This is a genomic window from Spiroplasma poulsonii (assembly GCF_009866525.1).
GTDB lineage: Bacteria > Bacillota_I > Bacilli_A > Mycoplasmatales > Mycoplasmataceae > Spiroplasma > Spiroplasma poulsonii.
The window spans coordinates 1,053,103-1,077,142 of the sequence record NZ_CM020866.1; the positions used below are offsets into that span (position 1 = coordinate 1,053,103).

Sequence of the window (24,040 nt, forward strand, 5' to 3'; positions counted from 1 at the left end):
AAGGGTATCGCAAGAAGTCTAATGAAATTAACTTTGTTTCAAATTACTCTGGAAGTTTAATTGACCAACGTAATATTCATGATCCAACCGGAAAAAATAACGATTTAACATCATTATTAAATGCTAAATTTCAAATGTACTAGGGAATGAATATAATGATTGAAAACAATATATTCAACCTTATGCTTTTAGTGACTTAACACGAAAAGCTACAACAACAATTAAATTTAAAAATCCTACTAATAACCGGCAAGAAGTTTGAACATTTGAAACCCCAATAAAGATTATGTTATCAAAAGATTATTGAAGTAATGAGTTAAATGAGAGATTGCATATTCTACCTGGTAAAGTAGTCAATCCAGATGATTCAACAAAAGGAATGGTAACAGATGAACCTGAACAATTGACCCCACCTGATACTTCAAAAAATTATGGGGGTAAGTGAAGATACCATACAACAGTTGGATTAGAATTTGATGCTTTAAAACAAGCAGAAGATGGAACAGTTAATCCTGAATGAGTTGAAATAAATGGCGTTAAAATTGATGTTTTAGATAATAAATTTATTGCTACACTAGAAGATAATCGTATTAAGGGAGAAGAGAAAAATGATTATTCTATTGTAATTCGTCATAAAGATAGTAAATATGATATTACTTATTCAATTGATATTGTTATTGAAACGTTAGTACCAAATTTAAAGTTAAAATGACATGCATGAGATCCAGAACACAATCCACAACAAAAAGAATTAATTACTCCAAATTTGGAAAATGGTCAGCCTAATTCTAAATATGATAAAGAAATCAATCCAAAAACCGGTACTAAAACTCAAATTATTTGAGTTAAACAAAAATCAACTGTGCCTTTTCCGTTAGACCCATTAAGCAAAAATGGTGAAGTTATAAACCCAGAAAAGAATCCAGAAGAATATGATTTGGGCTTTATTGTTGAAGGTTCGGTTGTGGGGAAAGGTGTAAATCAAACTTTTTCAAGTGAGGCAATAAAAAATGTTTACCGGGAAGGAATTGATGAAAAATCATTTAAAGCCTTTGAAAAACCAGATGATATACAAAGAAACACTAAAATAACTTCAAATACAGCAACGCAGTATTGATCAGACAGTGGAATTTGGCATTATACCGTAGAAATGTCAGATAAAACTACGGCCCAAAAATATGCTATTATAGGTCCTGAATATCAAAATCAGTATCCCCGTTTTTTAGATATTGTTGAAAATAATCAAGCAGTTGAATTTTGAACAACAATTCATGGTGTTCATTTAAAAAATTATTTAGCAACTTATAAAAATTTAGATTCTACCGGGATTGCCGGATTAAGTTATGAGCAGGTGTTAGCATATTGAAAAGATTATACAAGTGATGTTATTGCTCAAAAAATTCCACCAAATCCAACGCCTGAAAATTACCAAGATATTAATGGCAATATAGATGTCTTAAAATTAAATGAAGAAGAAGTTAACCCAATTAAGGATGCAATTATTGATAAGGTTAAAAGATATGTTGCTAAATTTAGTAATAAAGCTATTCTTGGCATTGATTATCAGATTAAAACTCCTGATGGTAAAGATATTACAGTTGACGCATCCGGGTTAGAACCTTTACTAAATAATAAAGATAATCCACAATTTTTAACAGTTTCAGTTAGCACCTTGGTTACATCAACAATTTTAATTGGTAATGCGACTTTGTCAACCCGCAATTCATCAATTTATAATCCAGAAACTAGCTATTATTTAAGCAAAATAAAATTTAAAGATTATACATATAATTTTGCTGGTCAAACTCCAGAGCAACTAAGAGATTGATTATTAAGAAATAATGATAATTATTTTAAACAATACGGATATAAATCATTAGTATTAAATACAGATTATGGAATTACTGGTAATAAAATACCAATATCTGATCCTAATACACATCATAATACACCGGGTGATTTATCTGATGAATTATTAACTAATTTTCTAGATAATTCAGTAGAAATTAGAACCTTGACAATTATTGTATATGCTGATGATGCAACTGATTTGGCGGTTGGTCAATCACAATTTATTTTAACAAATGATTCAGGTTCAACGCTAGTTCCACCTGACCCGCCAGTTCCACCAAATCCACTTGACCCAGATATTAATTTTCAACATAAATATTTATTATGACTATTACCTGTTATTTTATGTCCAATGATAGGAATAGGCATTGGTGTTATATGGTTTATAATTAGAAAAAAGAAAAGAATTAAGTAAGTTTGCTTAATTCTTTTTATGTCGTTTCATTTTTAATTGGGCATCAACCGTTAAAATTAATTGTCGTCAATTTTTATATGGTTTGAAATATTTTGTATCTTCTTTGTTTTTAAAAAGAAATCATTTATTAGACTTCTTGCATTACTTGTTAAAAAATTGCAAATATTTGTAAAAAAGATACTAATAGAAAAATATAATTTTAATTAATTATGTTTTTTATTTAAAAATTTAATATTTTTCCACAACGAAAAATTAATTTATTATTTAAATTATTTAATTTTAAATAAATATTTTATGTTAAATATAATAATTGTAAATTATAAATTGAGGCAATTAAATTAAATCTTAAACCAAATCTTTTTCTTCGATTACGATATTTTTCTGTAATAATTTTAAATTTTTTAAGAATAGCAAAAATATTTTCAATAATAATTCTCATTTTTGAAACTAGTCTATTATATTGCTTTTGTTCTTTGTTTAAAGGGTTTTTCTTTGTTTTCTTTGTAGGTATTAGAACATTATTGTGATTTTTTTGTATTCCTTGATAACCACTATCAACTATTAATTTGGTATTTTTTAAAATTGGGATTTTTGATTCTTTAAATAAAGCATAATCATGTTTTTTTCCGAGCGAAAAACTTGTTGCAATAATTTTTTTGGTTTCTTGTTCGATAATTACTTGTGTTTTGATCGTGTGTTTTTTCTTTTTACCAGAATAAGATTGTTTTTGTCTTTTTTTGGGCGTTGGATTGGAGTTTCGGTAGCATCAATAATAATAGTTTTATCATTAAAATAATCATTTATTAGTGCTTTTTTACCAGCAAGTTGTTGAAAATCAGAGTTTTTAATTAAAATATCTTCAATTCACTTAATATTACGATAACAATTAGCCTCACTAATATCAAAACTTTTACCAAGATGAAAATAAGTCTGATATTCTCGTCAATATAATAAAGTCATCAATAATCTATTTTCTAATGATAATTTATTAGTTTTACCACCTTTTTTAAATTTTTCTATTTCAGCAACTTTTAAAATATCTAACATTTTATTAAAAGTGGATTTTTTTATTCCTGTTAATCTTAACCATTCTCTATCATTAAGAGTATTAAATTTATTATTGTTCATATTTTTATGTCCTCATAAATTATATTTTATAATAATATTTTAATAAAAAAGGGTATCGCAAGAAGTCTAATATTACGATAACAATTAGCCTCACTAATATCAAAACTTTTACCAAGATGAAAATAAGTCTGATATTATCGTCAATATAATAAAGTCATCAATAATCTATTTTCTAATGATAATTTATTAGTTTTACCACCTTTTTTAAATTTTTCTATTTCAGCAACTTTTAAAATATCTAACATTTTATTAAAAGTGGATTTTTTTATTCCTGTTAATCTTAACCATTCTCTATCATTAAGAGTATTAAATTTATTATTGTTCATATTTTTATGTCCTCATAAATTATATTTTATAATAATATTTTAATAAAAAAGGGTATCGCAAGAAGTCTATTATCTTGGTTTTGTGGACCAACACCCCAGCAAACCGCATCATAATTCCCATTCCTAATGATGTTGTAAAAAATGCTAACGAGAAAACACTACTTCAAGTTTGGCTTTGCTTTAATTTCTCTAGGTTTTCAACTAAAAACAATGTCGCTAACCCTTGACTACTACCAGGCACCGTTAAAATATAGATTGCTAAAATTAAAATAATTAAAAATAATAAGGGCATAAAAAACTTATTAAGTTTTTCAATTCCTTTAATACCAAATAATAGTACTAATCCAACTAATAACACAATAACACAACAAAAAGAAACGCTAAAAAAACAATCCACTGAAAACCACCGTTATTAGTGATCCCAAAGCCACCATGTTGTAAAATCTGACTATTAAAAATATTACCATTAACATTACTAATTAACGCAGGACTAAATTCAATCCCAATGGAAATAACGGTGTAACCAACTAATACAGCATAATAAATTGGAATAATGATCATTAAAGTTGCTTGAAATCAACCAACAAATTTACTAAAGCAAACACTTTCTTTTTCAAAAATATTAATAACACTTTTACGACGAAGATTCCCTAAATTAAATTCAAAAATTAATAATGGGACTCCGACAATTAACATTGCAAAAATATAAATTAAGAAAAAATAAAATCCTCCATTTTTATTAATATATCCCGGTAACCCTCAAATTGCCCCTAAACCAATTGCTGCACCTAACGATGAAACAATAAAACCAAATTTTGTCATCTGTTTCTTATTACTCATTTTAATCTCCCTTCTTCTTTAAATTAAAAAATGCAATCATTGCATTTTTTATTCATCTGTTTTTTTACGAGTTGCTTTTCTTCGAGCAGTACTTCAAATAATAGCAATAATAATGCTGACACAAAAGACCCCAAAGATAACAATCAAAGCAATTTTCATAGCACTAGCTTTTGTATTATAATTAATAATATTATCATAACCAAAAACATTGCCACTATATTCCCCTTTAATTCCTAATTCATTTAAAATATTACTAAATTTCTTTGCGGCATTTGTTGGAGCCGAAGTTACCATTCCATAATAAACATCAACCGCATGCCCCATTTCATGGTCTAATGCAGTAAAGATGTTTGGTGAACTTCATCACCCCATTTGGTATTCTTGACTAATACCACTTTTTAAATAATTGTTAAACCCTTTTGCCGAAAAAACAATAAAAGCAAGAGAACTTGATCAAATTTGATCCGTACCTGGAATTCTATAAAAATCATATCGTGTAAAAGCCTCGGTTTGATCTGCTTGGTTAACTAATGGGGTATCTGGTGAAAATAAAAAACCAGCTAAGAAATATTTAAAATTATCACCAGTCATAGTATAAGTAATATTAAATAAATTTAAAATTTGTTTCTCAAAACTATTGTTATTGAAATAATTGTTTTAATTGGTGATACCATTCATAATAATCAAAAAATAGATGGTATCACATTTGTAAAAAATTAATTTATTAAATAGACTTCTTGCATTACTTGTTAAAAAATTGCAAATATTTGTAAAAAAGATACTAATAGAAAAATATAATTTTAATTAATTATGTTTTTTATTTAAAAATTTAATATTTTTCCACAACGAAAAATTAATTTATTATTTAAATTATTTAATTTTAAATAAATATTTTATGTTAAATATAATAATTGTAAATTATAAATTGAGGCAATTAAATTAAATCTTAAACCAAATCTTTTTCTTCGATTACGATATTTTTCTGTAATAATTTTAAATTTTTTAAGAATAGCAAAAATATTTTCAATAATAATTCTCATTTTTGAAACTAGTCTATTATATTGCTTTTGTTCTTTGTTTAAAGGGTTTTTCTTTGTTTTCTTTGTAGGTATTAGAACATTATTGTGATTTTTTTGTATTCCTTGATAACCACTATCAACTATTAATTTGGTATTTTTTAAAATTGGGATTTTTGATTCTTTAAATAAAGCATAATCATGTTTTTTTCCGAGCGAAAAACTTGTTGCAATAATTTTTTTGGTTTCTTGTTCGATAATTACTTGTGTTTTGATCGTGTGTTTTTTCTTTTTACCAGAATAAGATTGTTTTTGTCTTTTTTGGGCGTTGGATTGGAGTTTCGGTAGCATCAATAATAATAGTTTTATCATTAAAATAATCATTTATTAGTGCTTTTTTACCAGCAAGTTGTTGAAAATCAGAGTTTTTAATTAAAATATCTTCAATTCACTTAATATTACGATAACAATTAGCCTCACTAATATCAAAACTTTTACCAAGATGAAAATAAGTCTGATATTCTCGTCAATATAATAAAGTCATCAATAATCTATTTTCTAATGATAATTTATTAGTTTTACCACCTTTTTTAAATTTTTCTATTTCAGCAACTTTTAAAATATCTAACATTTTATTAAAAGTGGATTTTTTTATTCCTGTTAATCTTAACCATTCTCTATCATTAATAGTATTAAATTTATTATTGTTCATATTTTTATGTCCTCATAAATTATATTTTATAATAATATTTTAATAAAAAAGGGTATCGCAAGAAGTCTATTATATTTAACATAAAATATTTATTTAAAATTAAATAATTTAAATAATAAATTAATTTTTCGTTGTGGAAAAATATTAAATTTTTAAATAAAAAACATAATTAATTAAAATTATATTTTTCTATTAGTATCTTTTTTACAAATATTTGCAATTTTTTAACAAGTAATGCAAGAAGTCTATTGTATACTTTGCTACCACGCATTAAATTAGCATTTAATAATAGGTTTTTACCAACACATTTTTTATGAAGATTAGTCATAATGTTATATCACTCATTAGTATTAATTTTGCTTATTTTATCAATATTTAATCCATATTCAGACAATAGACTTCTTGCGATACCCTTTTTTATTAAAATATTATTATAAAATATAATTTATGAGGACATAAAAATATGAACAATAATAAATTTAATACTCTTAATGATAGAGAATGGTTAAGATTAACAGGAATAAAAAAATCCACTTTTAATAAAATGTTAGATATTTTAAAAGTTGCTGAAATAGAAAAATTTAAAAAAGGTGGTAAAACTAATAAATTATCATTAGAAAATAGATTATTGATGACTTTATTATATTGACGAGAATATCAGACTTATTTTCATCTTGGTAAAAGTTTTGATATTAGTGAGGCTAATTGTTATCGTAATATTAAGTGAATTGAAGATATTTTAATTAAAAACTCTGATTTTCAACAACTTGCTGGTAAAAAAGCACTAATAAATGATTATTTTAATGATAAAACTATTATTATTGATGCTACCGAAACTCCAATCCAACGCCCAAAAAAAGACAAAAACAATCTTATTCTGGTAAAAAGAAAAAACACACGATCAAAACACAAGTAATTATCGAACAAGAAACCAAAAAAATTATTGCAACAAGTTTTTCGCTCGGAAAAAAACATGATTATGCTTTATTTAAAGAATCAAAAATCCCAATTTTAAAAAATACCAAATTAATAGTTGATAGTGGTTATCAAGGAATACAAAAAAATCACAATAATGTTCTAATACCTACAAAGAAAAACCCTTTAAACAAAGAACAAAAGCAATATAATAGACTAGTTTCAAAAATGAGAATTATTATTGAAAATATTTTTGCTATTCTTAAAAAATTTAAAATTATTACAGAAAAATATCGTAATCGAAGAAAAAGATTTGGTTTAAGATTTAATTTAATTGCCTCAATTTATAATTTACAATTATTATATTTAACATAAAATATTTATTTAAAATTAAATAATTTAAATAATAAATTAATTTTTCGTTGTGGAAAAATATTAAATTTTTAAATAAAAAACATAATTAATTAAAATTATATTTTTCTATTAGTATCTTTTTTACAAATATTTGCAATTTTTTAACAAGTAATGCAAGAAGTCTAATCATTTATTAGCATTTTTTTCATTTACGCGTGGTATTTTTTGAACTAATGTAGGACTTATTTTTTGAATATTTTTTTCAATTTTTAATAAATTATTAATTGTTTCTAAATTAGAAACTTTAAAACCTTTATAAAAATCATTTCGGGCTAATTTTCCAATTGTATATAATAAAGTTTCATTATTAGCCTGCTTTGTAAAATCAAATATTAATTTATCAGATAAAACCTTTTTACCCGTAACTTGTTTTACAACATCTTCTAAATTATTAGCAGTTATTACACCTAATTTTTCAAGTAGTTTAATTTCTTTTGCTAATTTTAAAATTCTAGTTGTGCGAGCAGCACGCGTTAATTTACCAATTCCACCAATTGCTGGTAATAAATTTAAGGATGTACTTTTTGCAGTAATTCCATAAGTTAATTTGTCATAAATTTGATTAACTGTAAAATCTGTTGCTGTTTCTACTCCAAACGAGATAAATGCTGCGGCAAAATTAGATAATCCCGCACCAAGACCAACAGCAGATGCTACACCACCAGTTAAAACTGATAAACAAAGGGCTAAAACTTGAATTCCTAAAAATTCTAATAACTGTAAACCAAAACTTTTTTCTTGTTGTTGGATTGACAATCTAGTTGGATTTTTTTTAACAGCATAAATAAGCGCTGTTTTAGATGTTCCAATTGGCATATCTATCAAACGAAAAAGTACTATTTTTTAGTACTATTAAGAATTTTTAATTTTAACATCAATCGGATTTGTTTGACCAGTAGCATTGTTTTTACCTTCAATTTGAACTTCAACAGTTTTATCATTTGTAATATTAATTGGTCAATCTTCACCTTTACTTTCAATAAAGTAATCAAAATCACTTTCAGTTAAAGAACTATCTACGGTTTTAACTGCTTTTAAAACAACAGCTTTAAATTGTGGTTTTAACTGTTCTGGTGTTGCTTGTGTTGGGTCTGTAACATGAATAGTTGGTTTATCTAATTTATTAATTTTACTAATATCAATTTTTGTAACAATATGTTTAATAATTCCTTTGGGTTCAACTACTGCTCCACCTAAATATAAAACTCTTTCCATAATCAAAGTATTACCCATTCCAGTACCTAACGCAGCAGCACCAACTCTTAACGGAGTATGATCTTTTTTGCGTAAAATAAGCGGGTCATATTTTTTGCTAAATTTAAAGGCAATTGCATTAACACCATCTGGTAATAGAGTAATTGTTCCTTCTGAACCATCTTTATTAATAATTGGTAATTTTTTAGGAACCATATAGTATGTTGTTCCTTCAACAGTTTTCATTGCTCCACTTGTTTCAATTACATTATTTATTTGGTCGTTTGCTCCAAGTTGTAACTGTAATTTATTACGAATTCCACGAATAAAATCAGCCGAACCCAATACAACTGTTTCTGATGGAGTAAAACCATTTTCATATATTTTATCCATAATTTCATCGTGAATTTGCAAAGCATTTGTATCATCTGCTTTTTGGCCTTGAATAGTTGTAACTGTTCCTTTATTAATAATTTCTAAAATTTTATTGCGTTTATAAGCAACTTCAGTATCCATTGCTTGCTCAATATCGACAGCCCAAAGATTAGGATTAAAATCACTTTCTACAGGGTCTAATTTACGAGCAAAAGTTAAAATTGTATCTAATTCAACAATTCCATCTTCAAATTCCACTGTTGAATATTTCAGTAGGTTATCATCAGTATTAAATACTTGTCCTTCGTTTCCTAGACCTTCATTGTATTTAATATTTTTCTTTCTTTTATATGTTAAACCAAACTTATTTGCTTCTTTTCATGCAAATAAAGCTTCTCAACTAAATTTTTGTTGATAAGTTTGTAAATATCATTGTTCAAATGTTTCTAGGTCTCGTTTTGTTGCTTGATTAGCAATATCTCCGAAAATTCTTTGTGGGTTTTGTGCCATAATTTACTTCCTTCTTTCTATTTATTAAATACATTGTCTGTATCTAAAATATTGTTTTCTTTGTTTTCTACTTTTGGTACGCCACCAGTATTAACTGTTTGTACCTTAATTAATTCATCATAAACACTTTGCAATTGTGTTTTAATGATTTCAATATCATCAGTAATATCATAAGACTTTAATAAAACATTTTTAAATTCTTCATTATCAGTTAAAGAATTAATAAAGTCAATTATTTCAATTTGTTTTAATTGAATTTTTTGTTGTTCAACTTGTGAAGTTAATTCAGTATTTTTTGTTTGTAGTTCGTTGATTTGCTGATTATTATTTTCTAAATTACTTGTATTAAATTTTTCAACTTCAGAAGTATTTTCTAAAATAATTTCAGCAGTTTTAATATCTAAACTGCCATCTTCATTTTTAATAGGTTCATTATTTTCATTAATAAGAACATATTTTACATTTTTTAATCCCATTGTTTTTCCTCCTAATTTTTAATATTTGTATTTGTTCTTTTTCTAATTGCTTTTTGTATAATTTCAAAACTATCTACTCTAAAAGATAAAAAATAGCGTTTAGTTTTTATATTTAACTGATTAAATACTGAGCCTTTAATTTTTATCTCATCATCTTTTTTTAATTTCAAAAACTCAGTTAAAATAGATGGGTTATATATTGATAATGTTGAGTAATTTAATCCGTCTCATTGACATTTAGCCGAACAAGCATCAATTTCAACACCACCAGCAACCAGTGCCTTAATTTTAGTTTTAATCGGATTTTCATGTAATCTAACAGTTAATTCTAATTTATTAACTTTTTTATTTTTTATTTTAGGTTTATTAGTTATTGATTTTTTAGGTAAATTACTTTTTGCTTGTGCCATTTTTATCAACTCCTTTTGTTATAAAATATTGTAAATGTTTCCAAACATCGTGTTCGTGCTCTGACATTTTAATATTTCCTTTATAAACATAATTTTTCTTAATAACTGGTGATTGTAAAACATAATTTAAATTAAATAGATATTTGCATAAAACTTTTAAACCACCAATGAATTTAGGAGTAGATAATGGGTTTTTTATTTTTAAACCTTTATGAAGTTGATAATCTTCAATTATTACAATAACTTTATTTAAATAAGAACAAATTTTATTTTTAAACTCATTTAATATTAAATACATATTATTTATTGCTTCTTCTTCATTTTTGGAATTAAAAGTAATATTATTAATTATTTTCTTTTGCAAAACATTATAAATAATAATACCAGTTTTACCAATTCCAGCAGGGTCAATTGCAATAATATATTTTAAATTATTCAACATAACTATTTCTAATTTTATCTGTAATATCTTCTATTAAAAGTAGGTAATGTTTGTTATCATTAGGTGATTTAAAGCGATAACCACTATTAACTTTTTCAGTTAATTCATCAATTGTTATCTTTTTTAACTTTAACTTTAATTTTAATTTTTTCATATAATCTCCTAAATTATTCCTTTGATTTTTTTGTCAATTTGTAAGATTTTTCATCCATCTTATGCTAAATCTAAAATATCGTTAATTTTGTAATGTTGCATATATGAAACAATAACATCTCACTTATTTTTAAATAAATTTAAGTACATTTTGGCTCATTCTAAACATTGCAAATCATAATGATTTTTATGATGTGAAATACGACAATTAACAGGTTGACAATTAACTCAATCAAACGAAGTTGTTATTTCATTTCAAGTTTTATTAATATACAAACTTTTATATTCTGTCATTATATATACTCCTTAATTTTTTTTATTTGTTGCTCAAATTTCAACATTAATATCATTTACCGTTACTGGATAAGCTCGTATCATTAATTCTTGTAATTTATTTTTAATTTTTTTATTTCATTTTTTCATTAAATATTTTCCTTTCTGTAAAAAAACATAATATTCCTTTATTGGTTAATATTTTGATATTAGTAAATAATTTATTTTAGTATTTAATTACTTCGCCGCCTGCTTCACTTTGAAGGTGAGCGGGGGCGGTAGGATATTTTGATAGAGTTTTACCCCCACGGAAATAAACAAAAAAACAGTTTACCCAGTTATTAATTACGCTTCATCCATCCCTAGACAACTTTATATAAAGAAAATAACCTTTTGGAGTTCTAACCCTCTTGTTTTTTTAGTGTCCGATATTGTTTTTTTTCGGTTTAACAACACTCTTTTTATGAAAACAAGCCAAAAAACACGCGCTCTGACATTTCGCAACTTATTAATCTTGCCGAGAATTAAAGAAATAAATAGGAGAGTAAATCCAATCGCTTTCACACTTTCTTTAAGGTTTCGTGCCATAGATGAGTTATCCATCTTTAAGCATCAAAATATTAAGTTTTAGATTGCATTATTCATCAGATAGTACCTTTATTAAAAATGATATTATTAGTTGTTAAACCGAAAAAATATAATAAATCACAGAAAGGAAATTATAAAAATTAACTAGTTTGTAGGGCAAAATAGGTTAATTTTTAATTTTAAAGATACTATCTGATGAATAATGCAAATAAAAAAATCGCTCTAATAAGCGATTAATTTAATTTGTATTTAATTATTTTATTTATATTTTTTATAAAACCTCAACTTTTTTCTTACTACCTAAACCCATAAAAAAATAACCATTTAATAAACTCCCCTTTTAGTTTTTTCGATGTCTTTAATATTTTATCTTATTATCAGCTTAATTGATATAAAACATGTTTTGATAACCAATTAGTTTTTGTTAGGTTTGGATGATTAAACTCTTTTGTTTTTGACATTCCAAGTTTCTTCATAACATTTTCTGACCGCTGATTAAAAATACTGGTAAAACTATAAACTGTTTGAAAATTTAAATTATTTTTAGCATAATTTAAACACCCCTGTGCGGCTTCAGTTGCAAACCCTTGTCCCCAAGCTGATTGTTTTAAACTTCATCCAATTTCAATACAAGGAGTAAAATCAGCCTGAAAAGTAACATTATTAAAACCACAAAAACCAAGGAATTCATGCGTTGCTTTTAGTTCAACAACATATAACCCATAACCATTAGTTTTAAAATTAGTTTGAATGTTAATATAAAAATCATTTGTTTTTGCGGCTGATAATACCTTTGGAAAATATTCCATTACCGTTTGATCAGCATTTAGTGCTTGAAATGCTGCTAAATCAGTTTGCTTCCACATTCGGATTATTAATCGTGCTGTTTCAAATAAAATCATTTGTTACTCCTATTTCTAATTCAATTATAAATAAAAAATGCAATTGCCATTATTTTGATAATTGCATTTTTTTACTAATTGTATTAACAATATTTTCAACATTAAAACCAAAATATTCTAATACATCATGGAATGGTCCTGATTGTCCAAAAGTGTCGATTCCAAAGTTTAATCCTGTATTTGAAGTATAACGTTCTCAACCAAAGGTTGTTCCTAATTCAATTGAAGCAATCAACGCTGTTGGCTCTAATAATTTTGTTTTATAAGTAATATCTTGTTTATCAAATAATTCCCACGATGGCATTGAGATTACTTTTACATTAATTTTCTTATCATGTTCTAATTTTTTCGCAACCACAATTGCCATATTTACTTCACTACCTGTTGCAACTAAAACAACATCATTATGATGTTCTGAACCATAAACTTGATATGCCCCTTTTTTAACCATTTCAACGCTAGAATGTTCTAGTTCTGGTAAATCTTGTCGCGTAATTAAAATAGCACTTGGGGTATGACGAGATTGCAAGGCAAGATGATAAGCTCCTAATGTTTCATTAAAATCAGCCGGGCGAAAGACATTTAAATTTGGTTGACTTCGTAACATTGCTAACTGTTCAATTGGTTGATGTGTTGGTCCATCTTCACCAACGGCAATTGAATCATGTGATAAAACATAAACAACTGGAATTTCCATTAATGAACTTAATCTAATTGCTGGTTTCATATAATCAGAAAAAACAAAAAAGCCACTAGCAAATGATAATAAACCACGATGTAAACAAATTCCATTATTAATAGCGGTCATTGCGAACTCACGAACCCCATAAGCTAGATTACGTCCTATTCGATTTTCAGCGCCATAAACACCATCAGCACCTTTTGCTTTTGTACTACCACTTAAATCAGCACTACCACCAATTCAATTTGGAATAATACTTGAAATTCGGTCAATAATAGCACCACTACTAATTCGTGTTGCTTGCGGTTTAGTTGGTTTTAAATCAAGAAATTGTTCTGTATTAAAAGTAAAGTTCCCATGAATTGCTTCATCTACTTCTTTCCCAAATGCTGGATTTTCCTGACAAAATGCTTCATACATTTTTAATCATTGTTCATACTTTTTAATTCCACGGTTTTTAACATTAACTTCAAAATCATCATAAACTTCACCAGGAATTTCAAATGGTTTTTCAGTTCATCCTAATAAATTACGAACAGTTTCAATATCTGTTCCCAATGGTGCGCCATGAACTGCTGGGGTGCCCTGTTTCGTTGCCCCAAATCCAATTACTGTTTTAACTTCAATTAACGTTGGTTTATCACTTTTTTTTGCTTTAATAATAGCTTCGTTAATTGCTTCAACATCATTCCCATCTTTAATAAAAAGATAACTTCAATTTGCTGCTTGAAAACGATCACCAATTTTCTCACTTTGCGCAACATTAACCATATTATCTAATTGAACATCATTTGAATCAAATAGGACAATTAATTTATTTAATTTTCAATGTCCAGCTAAAGAAATTGCTTCTTGAGTTACCCCTTCTTGTAAATCACCATCACCACATAAAACATAAGTATAATGATCAAAAAGTGAATATTTTTTTGTATTATACTTGGCTGCTAAATGAGACTCTGCTAATGCTAAGCCAACTGCTGTTGCAACTCCTTGTCCTAATGGGCCAGTAGTAACATCAACTCCGGGTGTCAAATATGACTCCGGATGACCAGGAGTAATTGAATCAACTTGGCGAAAATTACGTAAATCTTCAATGTTAAGGTCAAATCCTGATAAATGTAATAAAGAATATAATAAAGCACTTCCATGTCCTGCTGCTAAAACAAACCGATCACGGTTAGTTCATTTATCAACTTGCGGATTAACATTTAAATGTTTAGTAAATAAAGTGTAAGCCATTGGCGCAGCACCAAGAACAATACCTGGGTGTCCTGAATTAGCTTTATTAACTGCTTCAATTCCTAACATTCTAATTGCATCAATTGATTTTTTCATTCTGTATTCTCCTTTTTATACACTATTTAATTAATATTCATATTAACATTGTACAACGAATTAAAAGAAAGATATTTATAATTTACAAAATAATTGCTTAAATCTTACTTTTTTTGATTATTAATTTATAATAAGAAAAAGTTTATATTTAAAAATAGAAAAAGAGTGATGGTAGTGGTCAAATATTTGTTCAAGAGTCGTGATAATGTCCTTTAGCTTTGCCAAAAGAACACATTTTAAATATATAATAATGAATGGAGAACTTTTATATGCAAAAGATGTTAAATAATATTATATTTGGAACTATTCACTCTTCTTTTTGGTTGATAATCTCAAATTCTATTTTTGATGGTAAAAAATAAAAACATTTTGATGATGCAAAAAAGAGTTGAAAAACAACTTTATTATCAGTTAGTTCACAAATTAATTCTTAAAATTACTATTATTACTTCATATTTTAAATTTATTACTTTGTTCAATAATTATTTCTTAAATAATAGTAAAATTAATTTATATAAGATAACACCACAAACAAAACAAGAAAGCAAAGGATGTGATAACAAAAATGACAACTAAATTACGTAGTTGAAAAACATTACTAATTATACAAGGAATTTTAATGGGAACTTTATTTTCCTTTTTGCCTTTTGAAATTTATCAAAAATTTGGACTCACAAAAATTTGATTTTTTCTATTACTCCCAACTGCAATGTTCTTCTTTACTCCGTTATGAGCAAAAATAAAAAAGAAAAAAGATAACATCTTTATCTTACAAATTAATAGTTTTTTTCTTTTTGTTTTTGTTTCTTTACTAATGATAATTAATTTCTTTGATAATAATTTAATCATTTATTTTTATCCGCTTTTACTCTTCGCAACTGGCGTTTTTGTTGCGGGAATGGTTCCTTTTACAATGGAAATCATTCGGAGTTATGCCCGTCAACATCAATTAAAAACAAATCCAAGTCTTTATTTTACCTTGGGTAGTGTTGTTACCATTATTATTCCCTTTTTATTTCAATATTTCTTAAATGATTTAGGAACTAATATTGCTTTACAAACATATTTCACGTTGATTACTTTAATTAATTTTAGTTTAATCTTTTTTAATTATGATTTAAAAACAAAAGAAGTTACCTTTAAAATTAATCCAACGAGTTGGAAAACATTAAAAACAAATCGACAATTTTGAAGTTATTTATACTCATCAAGTTTTTTATATAGTATTAATGAAGTATTTGGTTACTTATTACCAGTTTTAATTTTTAAAGATACAACATTAATGATCATTGCGATTGGAGTTTTATATGTTATTCGAAAACTAAGTTACTTACTTGGATATTTGATTAAAACCAATACTATTACTATTAAACGCGATGTTTGTTATAATACTATTATTGCTATTATCGCTGTTGCTCTATTATTAGGATTAACAATCACTTATTTGATGCAACAAATACAATTAAATCACCTTTTATATTTAACGCTTGGGTTGGGGGGTAGTCAAATTTTACTTGACCTTTGTTTAGGGCATTTAAGCCGCATTCAAAAAAATAACATTATTAGTTTAGTTGGAACTGAACATCTAACATTAGCTTTAATGTTTGAACATGTTTTTGGTCATGCTATTTTTAGCCTATTGTTAGCTATTATCATTATTCCAATTATTATTAATTTTCATACAATAATGTTAACTTATATCATTATTTACAGTGTTATTATTGCCATGATAATGTTAGGTTGTTGTTTTGTTTTGATAAAACCAAGCATTAAAACAGAACTAAAACCAAAACAATAAATAATAATTTAATTTTATCAACAAATTAAAAAACATCTTTATTTGAATAAAGATGTTTTTTAATTTATTAAATTTAACCTTTTTTAAGATAAAAATTACCAAAATAAACAGCTGATCAAGGTGAATAAGCTATTGAACCATAGAAAGATTTATCCCCAAGCATAAAACTAAAACTATACCCTTTTCCTCTAGCATTAATTTGTAAAGTATCATCATCTTTTACCCTTCATGTTGGATACTTTGGATGGGTTAAGATAAATTGGACAACAATAATGTGGAGTAAGGATTATAATTAAATTAATAAATGGATGTGTAATTATGGCAAAGAATCATTATACCGATGAATTTAAACAACAAATTGTTAGTCTTTATAAAACAGGTAAAACAGCAAAACAATTGTCCAGTGACTATCAGGTCGGTAAATCAACAGTTTGAAAATGAATTTATGAATTCAATAATTCTGGTTCATTTAAAGCAAAAGATAATCGAAGCCCAGAAGAAAATGAACTAATTCATCTAAAGAAAAGAAATTAAACAATTACGAATGGAAAATGATATTTTAAAGCAAGCCACACTGATAATAGGCAAAAAATAGTAATTATTAAAAACAACAAAGAAAAATATGCAATTACTAATTTATGCAAAACACTAAAAGTTCCTAGATCAACTTTTTATTATCAATTGAAATCAAATAATCCTAAATCAAACCATACTATTGATAATGCTGTTATCAGTATTTTCTTAAAAAGTCGTAAAAATTATGGCACAAGAAAAATTAAAGTTATGTTAGCACAACAAAATATTTTATTATCACGAATAAAAATTAGTAAAATAATGCAAAGATATAACTTAATTTCCAATTATACAAAACTTAAATATAAACATCAAAGTAACAAAAACGCTATATACAAATATCATAATTTGTTAAATCAAGAATTTAATAATTATAAACTACATGAAGTTGTTGTCAGTGATTTAACACAAGTTGCTATCAATAGCAAATGATATTATGTGTGCTTTCTAATTGATTTATTTAATCGTGAAGTTATTGGTTATGATGTTAGTTCTCATAAAGATGCCAAATTAGTTGAAAATACTTTTAAAAAGCTTAGTTTTTCTTTAGATAATATTAAAATATTTCATACTGATCAAGGCAGCGAATTTAATAACAATATCATTTACAATCTTTTAGCTAAAAACAATGTTGCAAAATCTTATAGTAAACCAGGCTGTCCTTATGATAATGCTGTTTCTGAATCAACCTATAAAATTTTAAAAACAGAATTAATTAAAAACAGAAAATTTAAAAATATTGAACAATTTAAATTAGAATTATTTGACTATGTTAATTGATACAATAATGTACGAATTCACAGCAAATTAAATTATTTAACACCAATTGAATATAAAAATCTTTACTCTACATAAAATTTGTCCAAAAAACCCTTGCCATTCCAACTTTTGTTTTAATCTACCAACTGCATCATCAATATTGAATAAATTAATTCCTGGTAATGTACTAATTTCAGGACGATTAATAAAATCTTGTACTAATGGTTTTAACGAGTCCATGTAGTTCCTTGCGGCTTTCATTTGATCAAAAACATTACTTGGTACAACTAATTGTTGATAACGAAGATATGATTCGACACGATATGTTTCAAAAAATTTCACAACAATTTGACTGTAATCCATCAACTTTGTTTTTAAACCCTCTTTTGAAATTGCAATAATAACTGCTAAAGCATTTCCAGTATTATTTTCAATTACACCATTTAATGTTAACCCAGCAACTGTTAATTTTGATAAATTAACAGTAAAACTAGCTAATTGTAAGTCATTCCCACTAATGTTAAAAACATTTAATAGTTTCATCAAAAATTGATAAAAGGTATCAGCAGTCACCTTACTACTATCAAAAGGTCCCTCTCCTGCTCAAACATAAACTGTATTTTCTGGCCGGGAAGGAACAGCAACCCCACTTGTAACATCATTTAAAGCTCCCATTTGTAATAACAACAATTCTTGGTCAGCGTTTCATGTTACATATTCTTTAATCTCTGCTAGTTCAGGATCACTATTAATTAAGGTTGTTAACTGTTGTTGAATAATATTATCCAAATCAATATGACGTTTTGAATAATTAATATAAAAATTATCATATAAAGTTCTAAATCCAGGTGTTTTATCTAAAATAATTTTTCCTTTCTCATTAAAAAAACGAACAACAACTTTTGATAATTTTGAGACAATTCCACTTTGTAATTTTTTTATTTTAGCAGTGTCATTTGAAATGGTATATTGAATGACATAATCAGAAGTCATCACATATGTTTTAAACTGAACTTGAAAGCGAAACTTAAAATCAATTCGCCCGGCTTTTAAATTACTTAAGTCTTTTTCACCATTAATTTTTCCTAATGTTACAAGGTCAATATAATGTAAAGTATACCTTGAACTATTTAATAATTTTAGTGGTTTTGAATCAACATAATAATTTGAATACTCATTTGTAATAACATTATTAATGTTATTAAAGGCAATATTAAATTTACTATCTAAAATATTTAAAACAGGAGTAACATCAGGATTGTTTTTATTTAAGATTGCAGTTGATAACTCTTTAGTAACCAACGCATATAATTTATCAAAATCAACATCAGAATGATCATTAGTATCAAGGGTTGAACTATTTTGTGAAAATTCTAAAAAAGCATCAATTGCTTGTTTTGAAATTTTGTCTAAGATTTCAATATCCTTAAAACTTCCCGTATCATCATCGACTATTGTTTCAGGGTTGACGGTACATCCAACAAGAGCTGTTCCAAATCCCCCACTTAAATTAGCAATTCCTACTAAAGTTAATAATTTTTTCATATTTTTTCTCCTAATATTTTTCTATCGGGTGTGAAAATAATTATATTGTATACTGTAAAACTAAACCATAAAAAGTTAAAAGTATTATAACAAATTAAAAATAAAATACAATAAAAAAGTAAAAAGTAGTATAAAAACTATTTTTTACTTTTTTATTGTATTTTACTAATTTATTCATTTTCATTTATTTTATTAATATTTTCAATATTGTCTGTTTTATTTTGTTTTTTATTTAAGTTTTGGAATGCTGTTTTTATTTCCTGAATTTCTTTATCATCATTTTTTAATAATTCAGGGTGACAATTTTTATAACTTAATTTAAGATGTTTTCTAACTATATTAAAATCAAGCACATCAACTTCAATTTCATCACCAATATCAAAAAAATCTTTAATATCTTTAACAAAATAATCTGAAACTTCACTAATATGGATTAAACCATCAGCTCTTTCTGCTCTACAAAAAGCACCATAGGGAGTAATATTTGTTATTTTTACAATAATTTTGTTATTTTTATCATACATATATTTTTTCTCCTTTACTAAAATCTAATTGGATGGGTTAAGATAAATTGGACAACAATAATGTGGAGTAAGGATTATAATTAAATTAATAAATGGAGGTGTAATTATGGCAAAGAATCATTATACCGATGAATTTAAACAACAAATTGTTAGTCTTTATAAAACAGGTAAAACAGCAAAACAATTGTCCAGTGACTATCGGGTCGGTAAATCAACAGTTTGAAAATGAATTTATGAATTCAATAATTCTGGTTCATTTAAAGCAAAAGATAATCGAAGCCCAGAAGAAAATGAACTAATTCATCTAAGAAAAGAAATTAAACAATTACGAATGGAAAATGATATTTTAAAGCAAGCCACACTGATAATAGGCAAAAAATAGTAATTATTAAAAACAACAAAGAAAAATATGCAATTACTAATTTATGCAAAACACTAAAAGTTCCTAGATCAACGTTTTATTATCAATTGAAATCAAATAATCCTAAATCAAACCATACTATTGATAATGCTGTTATCAGTATTTTCTTAAAAAGTCGTAAAAATTATGGCACAAGAAAAATTAAAGTTATGTTAGCACAACAAAATATTTTATTATCACGAATAAAAATTAGTAAAATAATGCAAAGATATAACTTAATTTCCAATTATACAAAACTTAAATATAAACATCAAAGTAACAAAAACGCTATATACAAATATCATAATTTGTTAAATCAAGAATTTAATAATTATAAACTACATGAAGTTGTTGTCAGTGATTTAACACAAGTTGCTATCAATAGCAAATGATATTATGTGTGCTTTCTAATTGATTTATTTAATCGTGAAGTTATTGGTTATGATGTTAGTTCTCATAAAGATGCCAAATTAGTTGAAAATACTTTTAAAAAGCTTAGTTTTTCTTTAGATAATATTAAAATATTTCATACTGATCAAGGCAGCGAATTTAATAACAATATCATTTACAATCTTTTAGCTAAAAACAATGTTGCAAAATCTTATAGTAAACCAGGCTGTCCTTATGATAATGCTGTTTCTGAATCAACCTATAAAATTTTAAAAACAGAATTAATTAAAAACAGAAAATTTAAAAATATTGAACAATTTAAATTAGAATTATTTGACTATGTTAATTGATACAATAATGTACGAATTCACAGCAAATTAAATTATTTAACACCAATTGAATATAAAAATCTTTACTCTACATAAAATTTGTCCAAAAAACCCTTGCCATTCCAAATTATATTATTAAAATGATGAAAATAATTTGTTAAACACAAAAATAATTAATAAATTTTATTATTTTTATTATATACATTAACTAATTAATGAACAAATATTTTTTTAAAATATTGTTTTGATGTAAAATTTTCTAAACAAGGTCTTATTGTAGTATTTAATATATTTAAAACATTTTTTAATCTACTACGAATATTAATCAAAGGTTCATTTGATCCAAATCATCGCCTTATATCTCTATTTATTCGTTCAACTAATGCTTTTTGTTTTGGTTTACCAGGGTCACAAAAATAAACTCTTATTTTAAAAGATTTTTCTATTGGTTTTCATTTATAAAATTCTTTTCCTCTATCTGTCAAAATACAACTAAATTTATTACTGCCAATTTGTCTAATCATTTTCATTAAAACCATTAAAACAATACTTGCTTTTTTAGTAAATAAAATATAATAAAAAACTATTTTAGATTTCCTATTTACTAAAACTAATAAATGAAAATTACCACAATCAAGAGTATCCATTTCTCAAATTCCACTAAAACTAAAATCATCACCATAATCATTTAAAAATTGCTTATAATCTCTAATATTAAGCAATATGGAATGGCAAGGGTTTTTTGGACAAATTTTATGTAGAGTAAAGATTTTTATATTCAATTGGTGTTAAATAATTTAATTTGCTGTGAATTCGTACATTATTGTATCAATTAACATAGTCAAATAATTCTAATTTAAATTGTTCAATATTTTTAAATTTTCTGTTTTTAATTAATTCTGTTTTTAAAATTTTATAGGTTGATTCAGAAACAGCATTATCATAAGGACAGCCTGGTTTACTATAAGATTTTGCAACATTGTTTTTAGCTAAAAGATTGTAAATGATATTGTTATTAAATTCGCTGCCTTGATCAGTATGAAATATTTTAATATTATCTAAAGAAAAACTAAGCTTTTTAAAAGTATTTTCAACTAATTTGGCATCTTTATGAGAACTAACATCATAACCAATAACTTCACGATTAAATAAATCAATTAGAAAGCACACATAATATCATTTGCTATTGATAGCAACTTGTGTTAAATCACTGACAACAACTTCATGTAGTTTATAATTATTAAATTCTTGATTTAACAAATTATGATATTTGTATATAGCGTTTTTGTTACTTTGATGTTTATATTTAAGTTTTGTATAATTGGAAATTAAGTTATATCTTTGCATTATTTTACTAATTTTTATTCGTGATAATAAAATATTTTGTTGTGCTAACATAACTTTAATTTTTCTTGTGCCATAATTTTTACGACTTTTTAAGAAAATACTGATAACAGCATTATCAATAGTATGGTTTGATTTAGGATTATTTGATTTCAATTGATAATAAAACGTTGATCTAGGAACTTTTAGTGTTTTGCATAAATTAGTAATTGCATATTTTTCTTTGTTGTTTTTAATAATTACTATTTTTTGCCTATTATCAGTGTGGCTTGCTTTAAAATATCATTTTCCATTCGTAATTGTTTAATTTCTTTTCTTAGATGAATTAGTTCATTTTCTTCTGGGCTTCGATTATCTTTTGCTTTAAATGAACCAGAATTATTGAATTCATAAATTCATTTTCAAACTGTTGATTTACCGACCTGATAGTCACTGGACAATTGTTTTGCTGTTTTACCTGTTTTATAAAGACTAACAATTTGTTGTTTAAATTCATCGGTATAATGATTCTTTGCCATAATTACACCTCCATTTATTAATTTAATTATAATCCTTACTCCACATTATTGTTGTCCAATTTATCTTAACCCATCCAAAGACATAATAATATTTTGTGGAGAACGACCAAAATTATTATATTCATTAGAAAAATAACTTAATTCTTGTGAATTTAACATTGAATATTTACGACATTGTCTTTTATTTTTATCGTGTATTTTTTGTGCTTTTGTAGCATTATAATCATTAATATTATCAAACACATTTAACTCTTGCCAAATAGTTTTATAATCTCTATTCATTTGTTTAGCAATTTTCCGAATATTAATTGTTCCATTTTTCTTTTTAAACAAGTCATTATCTTTTAATTTTTCTAAATTTACTCTTTCATTAATATCTAATCTTTCATATTTTTTCATATTTTACCCCCTAAAATATGTTATGATTTACATAGAGTAATTATAACATTCTAAATAAGGAGATAAGTATATGAAAAAATGACTAAGTATTTTAGGAGCAATCGGATTAACTACAACAAGTACAACATCATTAATTAGTTGTGAAAAACCAAATAACAATGAAAACGGGGGAGAAGGTAATAAACCAGAACCACCATATAATCCGCAACAACCACCAGAAAATAGTAGTTGAAAGTTAATCCCATTAGATAAATTAAATAGGAATCCAGATAATAAATGATATATTGGAATTGTAAAAAAGAAACAAAATGATAATTTTTCTATTATAAAATTTAATTTTTCAAATAAATCAATTTGAGATAATAGTGGAGTACCTTATCATATTATTAATGGTGTATGATATCTTTTTAAATCATATTATTGTTGAGATGGTTTAAATGAACCTCAAACACCTGAAATTGATACAAATACCGGTAAAATTACAGATTGAAAAGAATAAAAGGA

At 25.5% G+C, this 24,040-nt stretch carries 32 protein-coding genes and 2 pseudogenes; 10 read left to right on the forward strand and 24 right to left on the reverse strand.

Translation table 4 applies throughout. The features are described 5' to 3' along the window. Positions 1 to 17: 17 nt before the first annotated feature. Positions 18 to 2,266 (forward strand): annotated as a pseudogene (locus MSROBK_RS05890) (Mbov_0399 family ICE element protein); the annotation flags it as partial. A 292-nt stretch (positions 2,267 to 2,558) separates the two neighbouring features. Here the strand turns inward: MSROBK_RS05890 and MSROBK_RS13585 are convergent. The 9 genes from MSROBK_RS13585 to MSROBK_RS05920 all read right to left on the reverse strand — a co-directional run bounded on the left by MSROBK_RS13585 (position 2,559) and on the right by MSROBK_RS05920 (position 6,682). Then, on the reverse strand, positions 2,559 to 2,957 hold the full coding sequence (locus tag MSROBK_RS13585) for a transposase family protein (RefSeq protein ID WP_242441474.1): 399 nt from the start codon (positions 2,955 to 2,957) through the stop codon (positions 2,559 to 2,561). Next, complete coding sequence (locus tag MSROBK_RS13590) at positions 2,942 to 3,394, reverse strand: IS5 family transposase (protein ID WP_040092446.1); 453 nt, start codon at positions 3,392 to 3,394, stop codon at positions 2,942 to 2,944. Before MSROBK_RS13590 ends, MSROBK_RS13585 begins: the two co-directional genes overlap by 16 nt. A 134-nt stretch (positions 3,395 to 3,528) precedes the next feature. Continuing rightward, a complete protein-coding gene (locus MSROBK_RS05900) occupies positions 3,529 to 3,720 on the reverse strand; it encodes a DDE transposase family protein (protein WP_040092463.1) in 192 nt (63 codons plus the stop codon). Between the two features lie 19 nt (positions 3,721 to 3,739). Then, positions 3,740 to 4,012, reverse strand: coding sequence for a hypothetical protein (locus MSROBK_RS11635; RefSeq protein WP_227991119.1), 273 nt, complete (start codon positions 4,010 to 4,012; stop codon positions 3,740 to 3,742). Positions 4,013 to 4,068: 56 nt separating this feature from the next. After that, entirely contained in the window at positions 4,069 to 4,560 is a 492-nt protein-coding gene (locus MSROBK_RS11640) for an SLC5/6 family protein (protein WP_227991127.1), read from the reverse strand. Between the two features lie 48 nt (positions 4,561 to 4,608). Continuing rightward, complete coding sequence (locus MSROBK_RS05910; RefSeq protein WP_040093623.1) at positions 4,609 to 5,151, reverse strand: hypothetical protein; 543 nt, start codon at positions 5,149 to 5,151, stop codon at positions 4,609 to 4,611. 302 nt (positions 5,152 to 5,453) lie between these two features. Next, the gene (locus tag MSROBK_RS13595; RefSeq protein ID WP_181382060.1) at positions 5,454 to 5,927 is read right to left on the reverse strand and encodes a transposase family protein; all 474 of its coding nucleotides are present in this window, start codon (positions 5,925 to 5,927) and stop codon (positions 5,454 to 5,456) included. Beyond that, on the reverse strand, positions 5,869 to 6,288 hold the full coding sequence (locus MSROBK_RS13600; protein ID WP_040093624.1) for a transposase family protein: 420 nt from the start codon (positions 6,286 to 6,288) through the stop codon (positions 5,869 to 5,871). The genes MSROBK_RS13595 and MSROBK_RS13600 overlap by 59 nt, the downstream gene beginning before the upstream one ends. 169 nt (positions 6,289 to 6,457) lie before the next feature. Next, positions 6,458 to 6,682, reverse strand: a complete 225-nt coding sequence (locus MSROBK_RS05920) for a hypothetical protein (protein WP_133165060.1) — start codon at positions 6,680 to 6,682, stop codon at positions 6,458 to 6,460. A gap of 69 nt (positions 6,683 to 6,751) precedes the next feature. Here MSROBK_RS05920 and MSROBK_RS13605 point away from each other — a divergent pair, with 69 nt between their 5' ends. Continuing rightward, on the forward strand, positions 6,752 to 7,204 hold the full coding sequence (locus MSROBK_RS13605; protein WP_040092446.1) for an IS5 family transposase: 453 nt from the start codon (positions 6,752 to 6,754) through the stop codon (positions 7,202 to 7,204). Next, the gene (locus MSROBK_RS13610; protein WP_416375043.1) at positions 7,189 to 7,578 is read left to right on the forward strand and encodes a transposase family protein; all 390 of its coding nucleotides are present in this window, start codon (positions 7,189 to 7,191) and stop codon (positions 7,576 to 7,578) included. Before MSROBK_RS13605 ends, MSROBK_RS13610 begins: the two co-directional genes overlap by 16 nt. A gap of 120 nt (positions 7,579 to 7,698) precedes the next feature. Here MSROBK_RS13610 and MSROBK_RS05930 read toward each other — a convergent pair whose 3' ends face one another. The 9 genes from MSROBK_RS05930 to tkt all read right to left on the reverse strand — a co-directional run bounded on the left by MSROBK_RS05930 (position 7,699) and on the right by tkt (position 14,957). Then, positions 7,699 to 8,442, reverse strand: coding sequence for a hypothetical protein (locus MSROBK_RS05930; protein ID WP_040093625.1), 744 nt, complete (start codon positions 8,440 to 8,442; stop codon positions 7,699 to 7,701). A gap of 27 nt (positions 8,443 to 8,469) precedes the next feature. Beyond that, positions 8,470 to 9,696, reverse strand: coding sequence for a hypothetical protein (locus MSROBK_RS05935; RefSeq protein ID WP_040093626.1), 1,227 nt, complete (start codon positions 9,694 to 9,696; stop codon positions 8,470 to 8,472). A 17-nt stretch (positions 9,697 to 9,713) separates the two neighbouring features. Next, positions 9,714 to 10,172 (reverse strand): hypothetical protein, encoded by a 459-nt coding sequence (locus MSROBK_RS05940; RefSeq protein WP_040093627.1) that lies wholly within the window; start codon positions 10,170 to 10,172, stop codon positions 9,714 to 9,716. 11 nt (positions 10,173 to 10,183) lie between these two features. Continuing rightward, the gene (locus MSROBK_RS05945) at positions 10,184 to 10,582 is read right to left on the reverse strand and encodes a hypothetical protein (RefSeq protein WP_040093628.1); all 399 of its coding nucleotides are present in this window, start codon (positions 10,580 to 10,582) and stop codon (positions 10,184 to 10,186) included. Next, positions 10,563 to 11,024, reverse strand: coding sequence for a hypothetical protein (locus tag MSROBK_RS05950; RefSeq protein WP_040093629.1), 462 nt, complete (start codon positions 11,022 to 11,024; stop codon positions 10,563 to 10,565). The genes MSROBK_RS05945 and MSROBK_RS05950 overlap by 20 nt, the downstream gene beginning before the upstream one ends. Next, positions 11,014 to 11,178, reverse strand: coding sequence for a hypothetical protein (locus MSROBK_RS05955; RefSeq protein WP_157944238.1), 165 nt, complete (start codon positions 11,176 to 11,178; stop codon positions 11,014 to 11,016). The genes MSROBK_RS05950 and MSROBK_RS05955 overlap by 11 nt, the downstream gene beginning before the upstream one ends. A 59-nt stretch (positions 11,179 to 11,237) precedes the next feature. Next, positions 11,238 to 11,471 (reverse strand): hypothetical protein, encoded by a 234-nt coding sequence (locus MSROBK_RS05960; protein WP_040093630.1) that lies wholly within the window; start codon positions 11,469 to 11,471, stop codon positions 11,238 to 11,240. Between the two features lie 941 nt (positions 11,472 to 12,412). Further along, a complete protein-coding gene (locus MSROBK_RS05965; RefSeq protein ID WP_040093631.1) occupies positions 12,413 to 12,940 on the reverse strand; it encodes a GNAT family N-acetyltransferase in 528 nt (175 codons plus the stop codon). 49 nt (positions 12,941 to 12,989) lie between these two features. Next, a complete protein-coding gene (gene tkt / locus MSROBK_RS05970) occupies positions 12,990 to 14,957 on the reverse strand; it encodes a transketolase (protein WP_040093632.1) in 1,968 nt (655 codons plus the stop codon). Between the two features lie 348 nt (positions 14,958 to 15,305). Here tkt and MSROBK_RS05975 point away from each other — a divergent pair, with 348 nt between their 5' ends. The 4 genes from MSROBK_RS05975 (at position 15,306) to MSROBK_RS05990 (ending at position 18,183) form a co-directional block, all read left to right on the forward strand. After that, a complete protein-coding gene (locus MSROBK_RS05975; RefSeq protein ID WP_040093633.1) occupies positions 15,306 to 15,533 on the forward strand; it encodes a hypothetical protein in 228 nt (75 codons plus the stop codon). Then, on the forward strand, positions 15,523 to 16,755 hold the full coding sequence (locus MSROBK_RS05980) for a hypothetical protein (RefSeq protein ID WP_040093634.1): 1,233 nt from the start codon (positions 15,523 to 15,525) through the stop codon (positions 16,753 to 16,755). The genes MSROBK_RS05975 and MSROBK_RS05980 overlap by 11 nt, the downstream gene beginning before the upstream one ends. Positions 16,756 to 17,073: 318 nt before the next feature. Further along, on the forward strand, positions 17,074 to 17,289 hold the full coding sequence (locus MSROBK_RS05985; protein ID WP_084218010.1) for an IS3 family transposase: 216 nt from the start codon (positions 17,074 to 17,076) through the stop codon (positions 17,287 to 17,289). A gap of 93 nt (positions 17,290 to 17,382) precedes the next feature. After that, a complete protein-coding gene (locus MSROBK_RS05990) occupies positions 17,383 to 18,183 on the forward strand; it encodes an IS3 family transposase (RefSeq protein ID WP_242441467.1) in 801 nt (266 codons plus the stop codon). Here the strand turns inward: MSROBK_RS05990 and MSROBK_RS05995 are convergent. Further along, positions 18,145 to 19,632 (reverse strand): hypothetical protein, encoded by a 1,488-nt coding sequence (locus tag MSROBK_RS05995; protein WP_040093635.1) that lies wholly within the window; start codon positions 19,630 to 19,632, stop codon positions 18,145 to 18,147. The two genes, MSROBK_RS05990 and MSROBK_RS05995, sit on opposite strands and share 39 nt — an antisense overlap. Before the next feature lie 170 nt (positions 19,633 to 19,802). After that, positions 19,803 to 20,156, reverse strand: a complete 354-nt coding sequence (locus tag MSROBK_RS06000; protein WP_052443440.1) for a S1 RNA-binding domain-containing protein — start codon at positions 20,154 to 20,156, stop codon at positions 19,803 to 19,805. A 106-nt stretch (positions 20,157 to 20,262) separates the two neighbouring features. On the opposite strand from MSROBK_RS06000, the gene MSROBK_RS06005 reads away from it, so the two are divergent. Both MSROBK_RS06005 and MSROBK_RS06010 read left to right on the forward strand, forming a co-directional pair. Next, positions 20,263 to 20,538, forward strand: coding sequence for an IS3 family transposase (locus MSROBK_RS06005; RefSeq protein WP_040093636.1), 276 nt, complete (start codon positions 20,263 to 20,265; stop codon positions 20,536 to 20,538). A 32-nt stretch (positions 20,539 to 20,570) separates the two neighbouring features. After that, positions 20,571 to 21,371, forward strand: a complete 801-nt coding sequence (locus tag MSROBK_RS06010) for an IS3 family transposase (RefSeq protein ID WP_242441467.1) — start codon at positions 20,571 to 20,573, stop codon at positions 21,369 to 21,371. A gap of 116 nt (positions 21,372 to 21,487) precedes the next feature. Here MSROBK_RS06010 and MSROBK_RS11220 read toward each other — a convergent pair whose 3' ends face one another. The 4 genes and pseudogenes from MSROBK_RS11220 to MSROBK_RS06030 all read right to left on the reverse strand — a co-directional run. Next, positions 21,488 to 21,997, reverse strand: coding sequence for an IS30 family transposase (locus tag MSROBK_RS11220; protein WP_040093637.1), 510 nt, complete (start codon positions 21,995 to 21,997; stop codon positions 21,488 to 21,490). A gap of 31 nt (positions 21,998 to 22,028) precedes the next feature. Continuing rightward, positions 22,029 to 22,919: an IS3 family transposase gene (locus MSROBK_RS06020; protein WP_206780832.1), complete on the reverse strand. Its 891-nt coding sequence runs from the start codon at positions 22,917 to 22,919 to the stop codon at positions 22,029 to 22,031. Continuing rightward, complete coding sequence (locus MSROBK_RS06025; protein WP_040092565.1) at positions 22,862 to 23,137, reverse strand: IS3 family transposase; 276 nt, start codon at positions 23,135 to 23,137, stop codon at positions 22,862 to 22,864. The genes MSROBK_RS06020 and MSROBK_RS06025 overlap by 58 nt, the downstream gene beginning before the upstream one ends. Positions 23,138 to 23,209: 72 nt before the next feature. After that, positions 23,210 to 23,536 (reverse strand): annotated as a pseudogene (locus tag MSROBK_RS06030) (helix-turn-helix domain-containing protein); the annotation flags it as partial. 70 nt (positions 23,537 to 23,606) lie between these two features. On the opposite strand from MSROBK_RS06030, the gene MSROBK_RS11645 reads away from it, so the two are divergent. Further along, a complete protein-coding gene (locus MSROBK_RS11645) occupies positions 23,607 to 24,035 on the forward strand; it encodes a spiroplasma phage ORF1-like family protein (protein WP_040092571.1) in 429 nt (142 codons plus the stop codon). Positions 24,036 to 24,040: the final 5 nt, after the last annotated feature.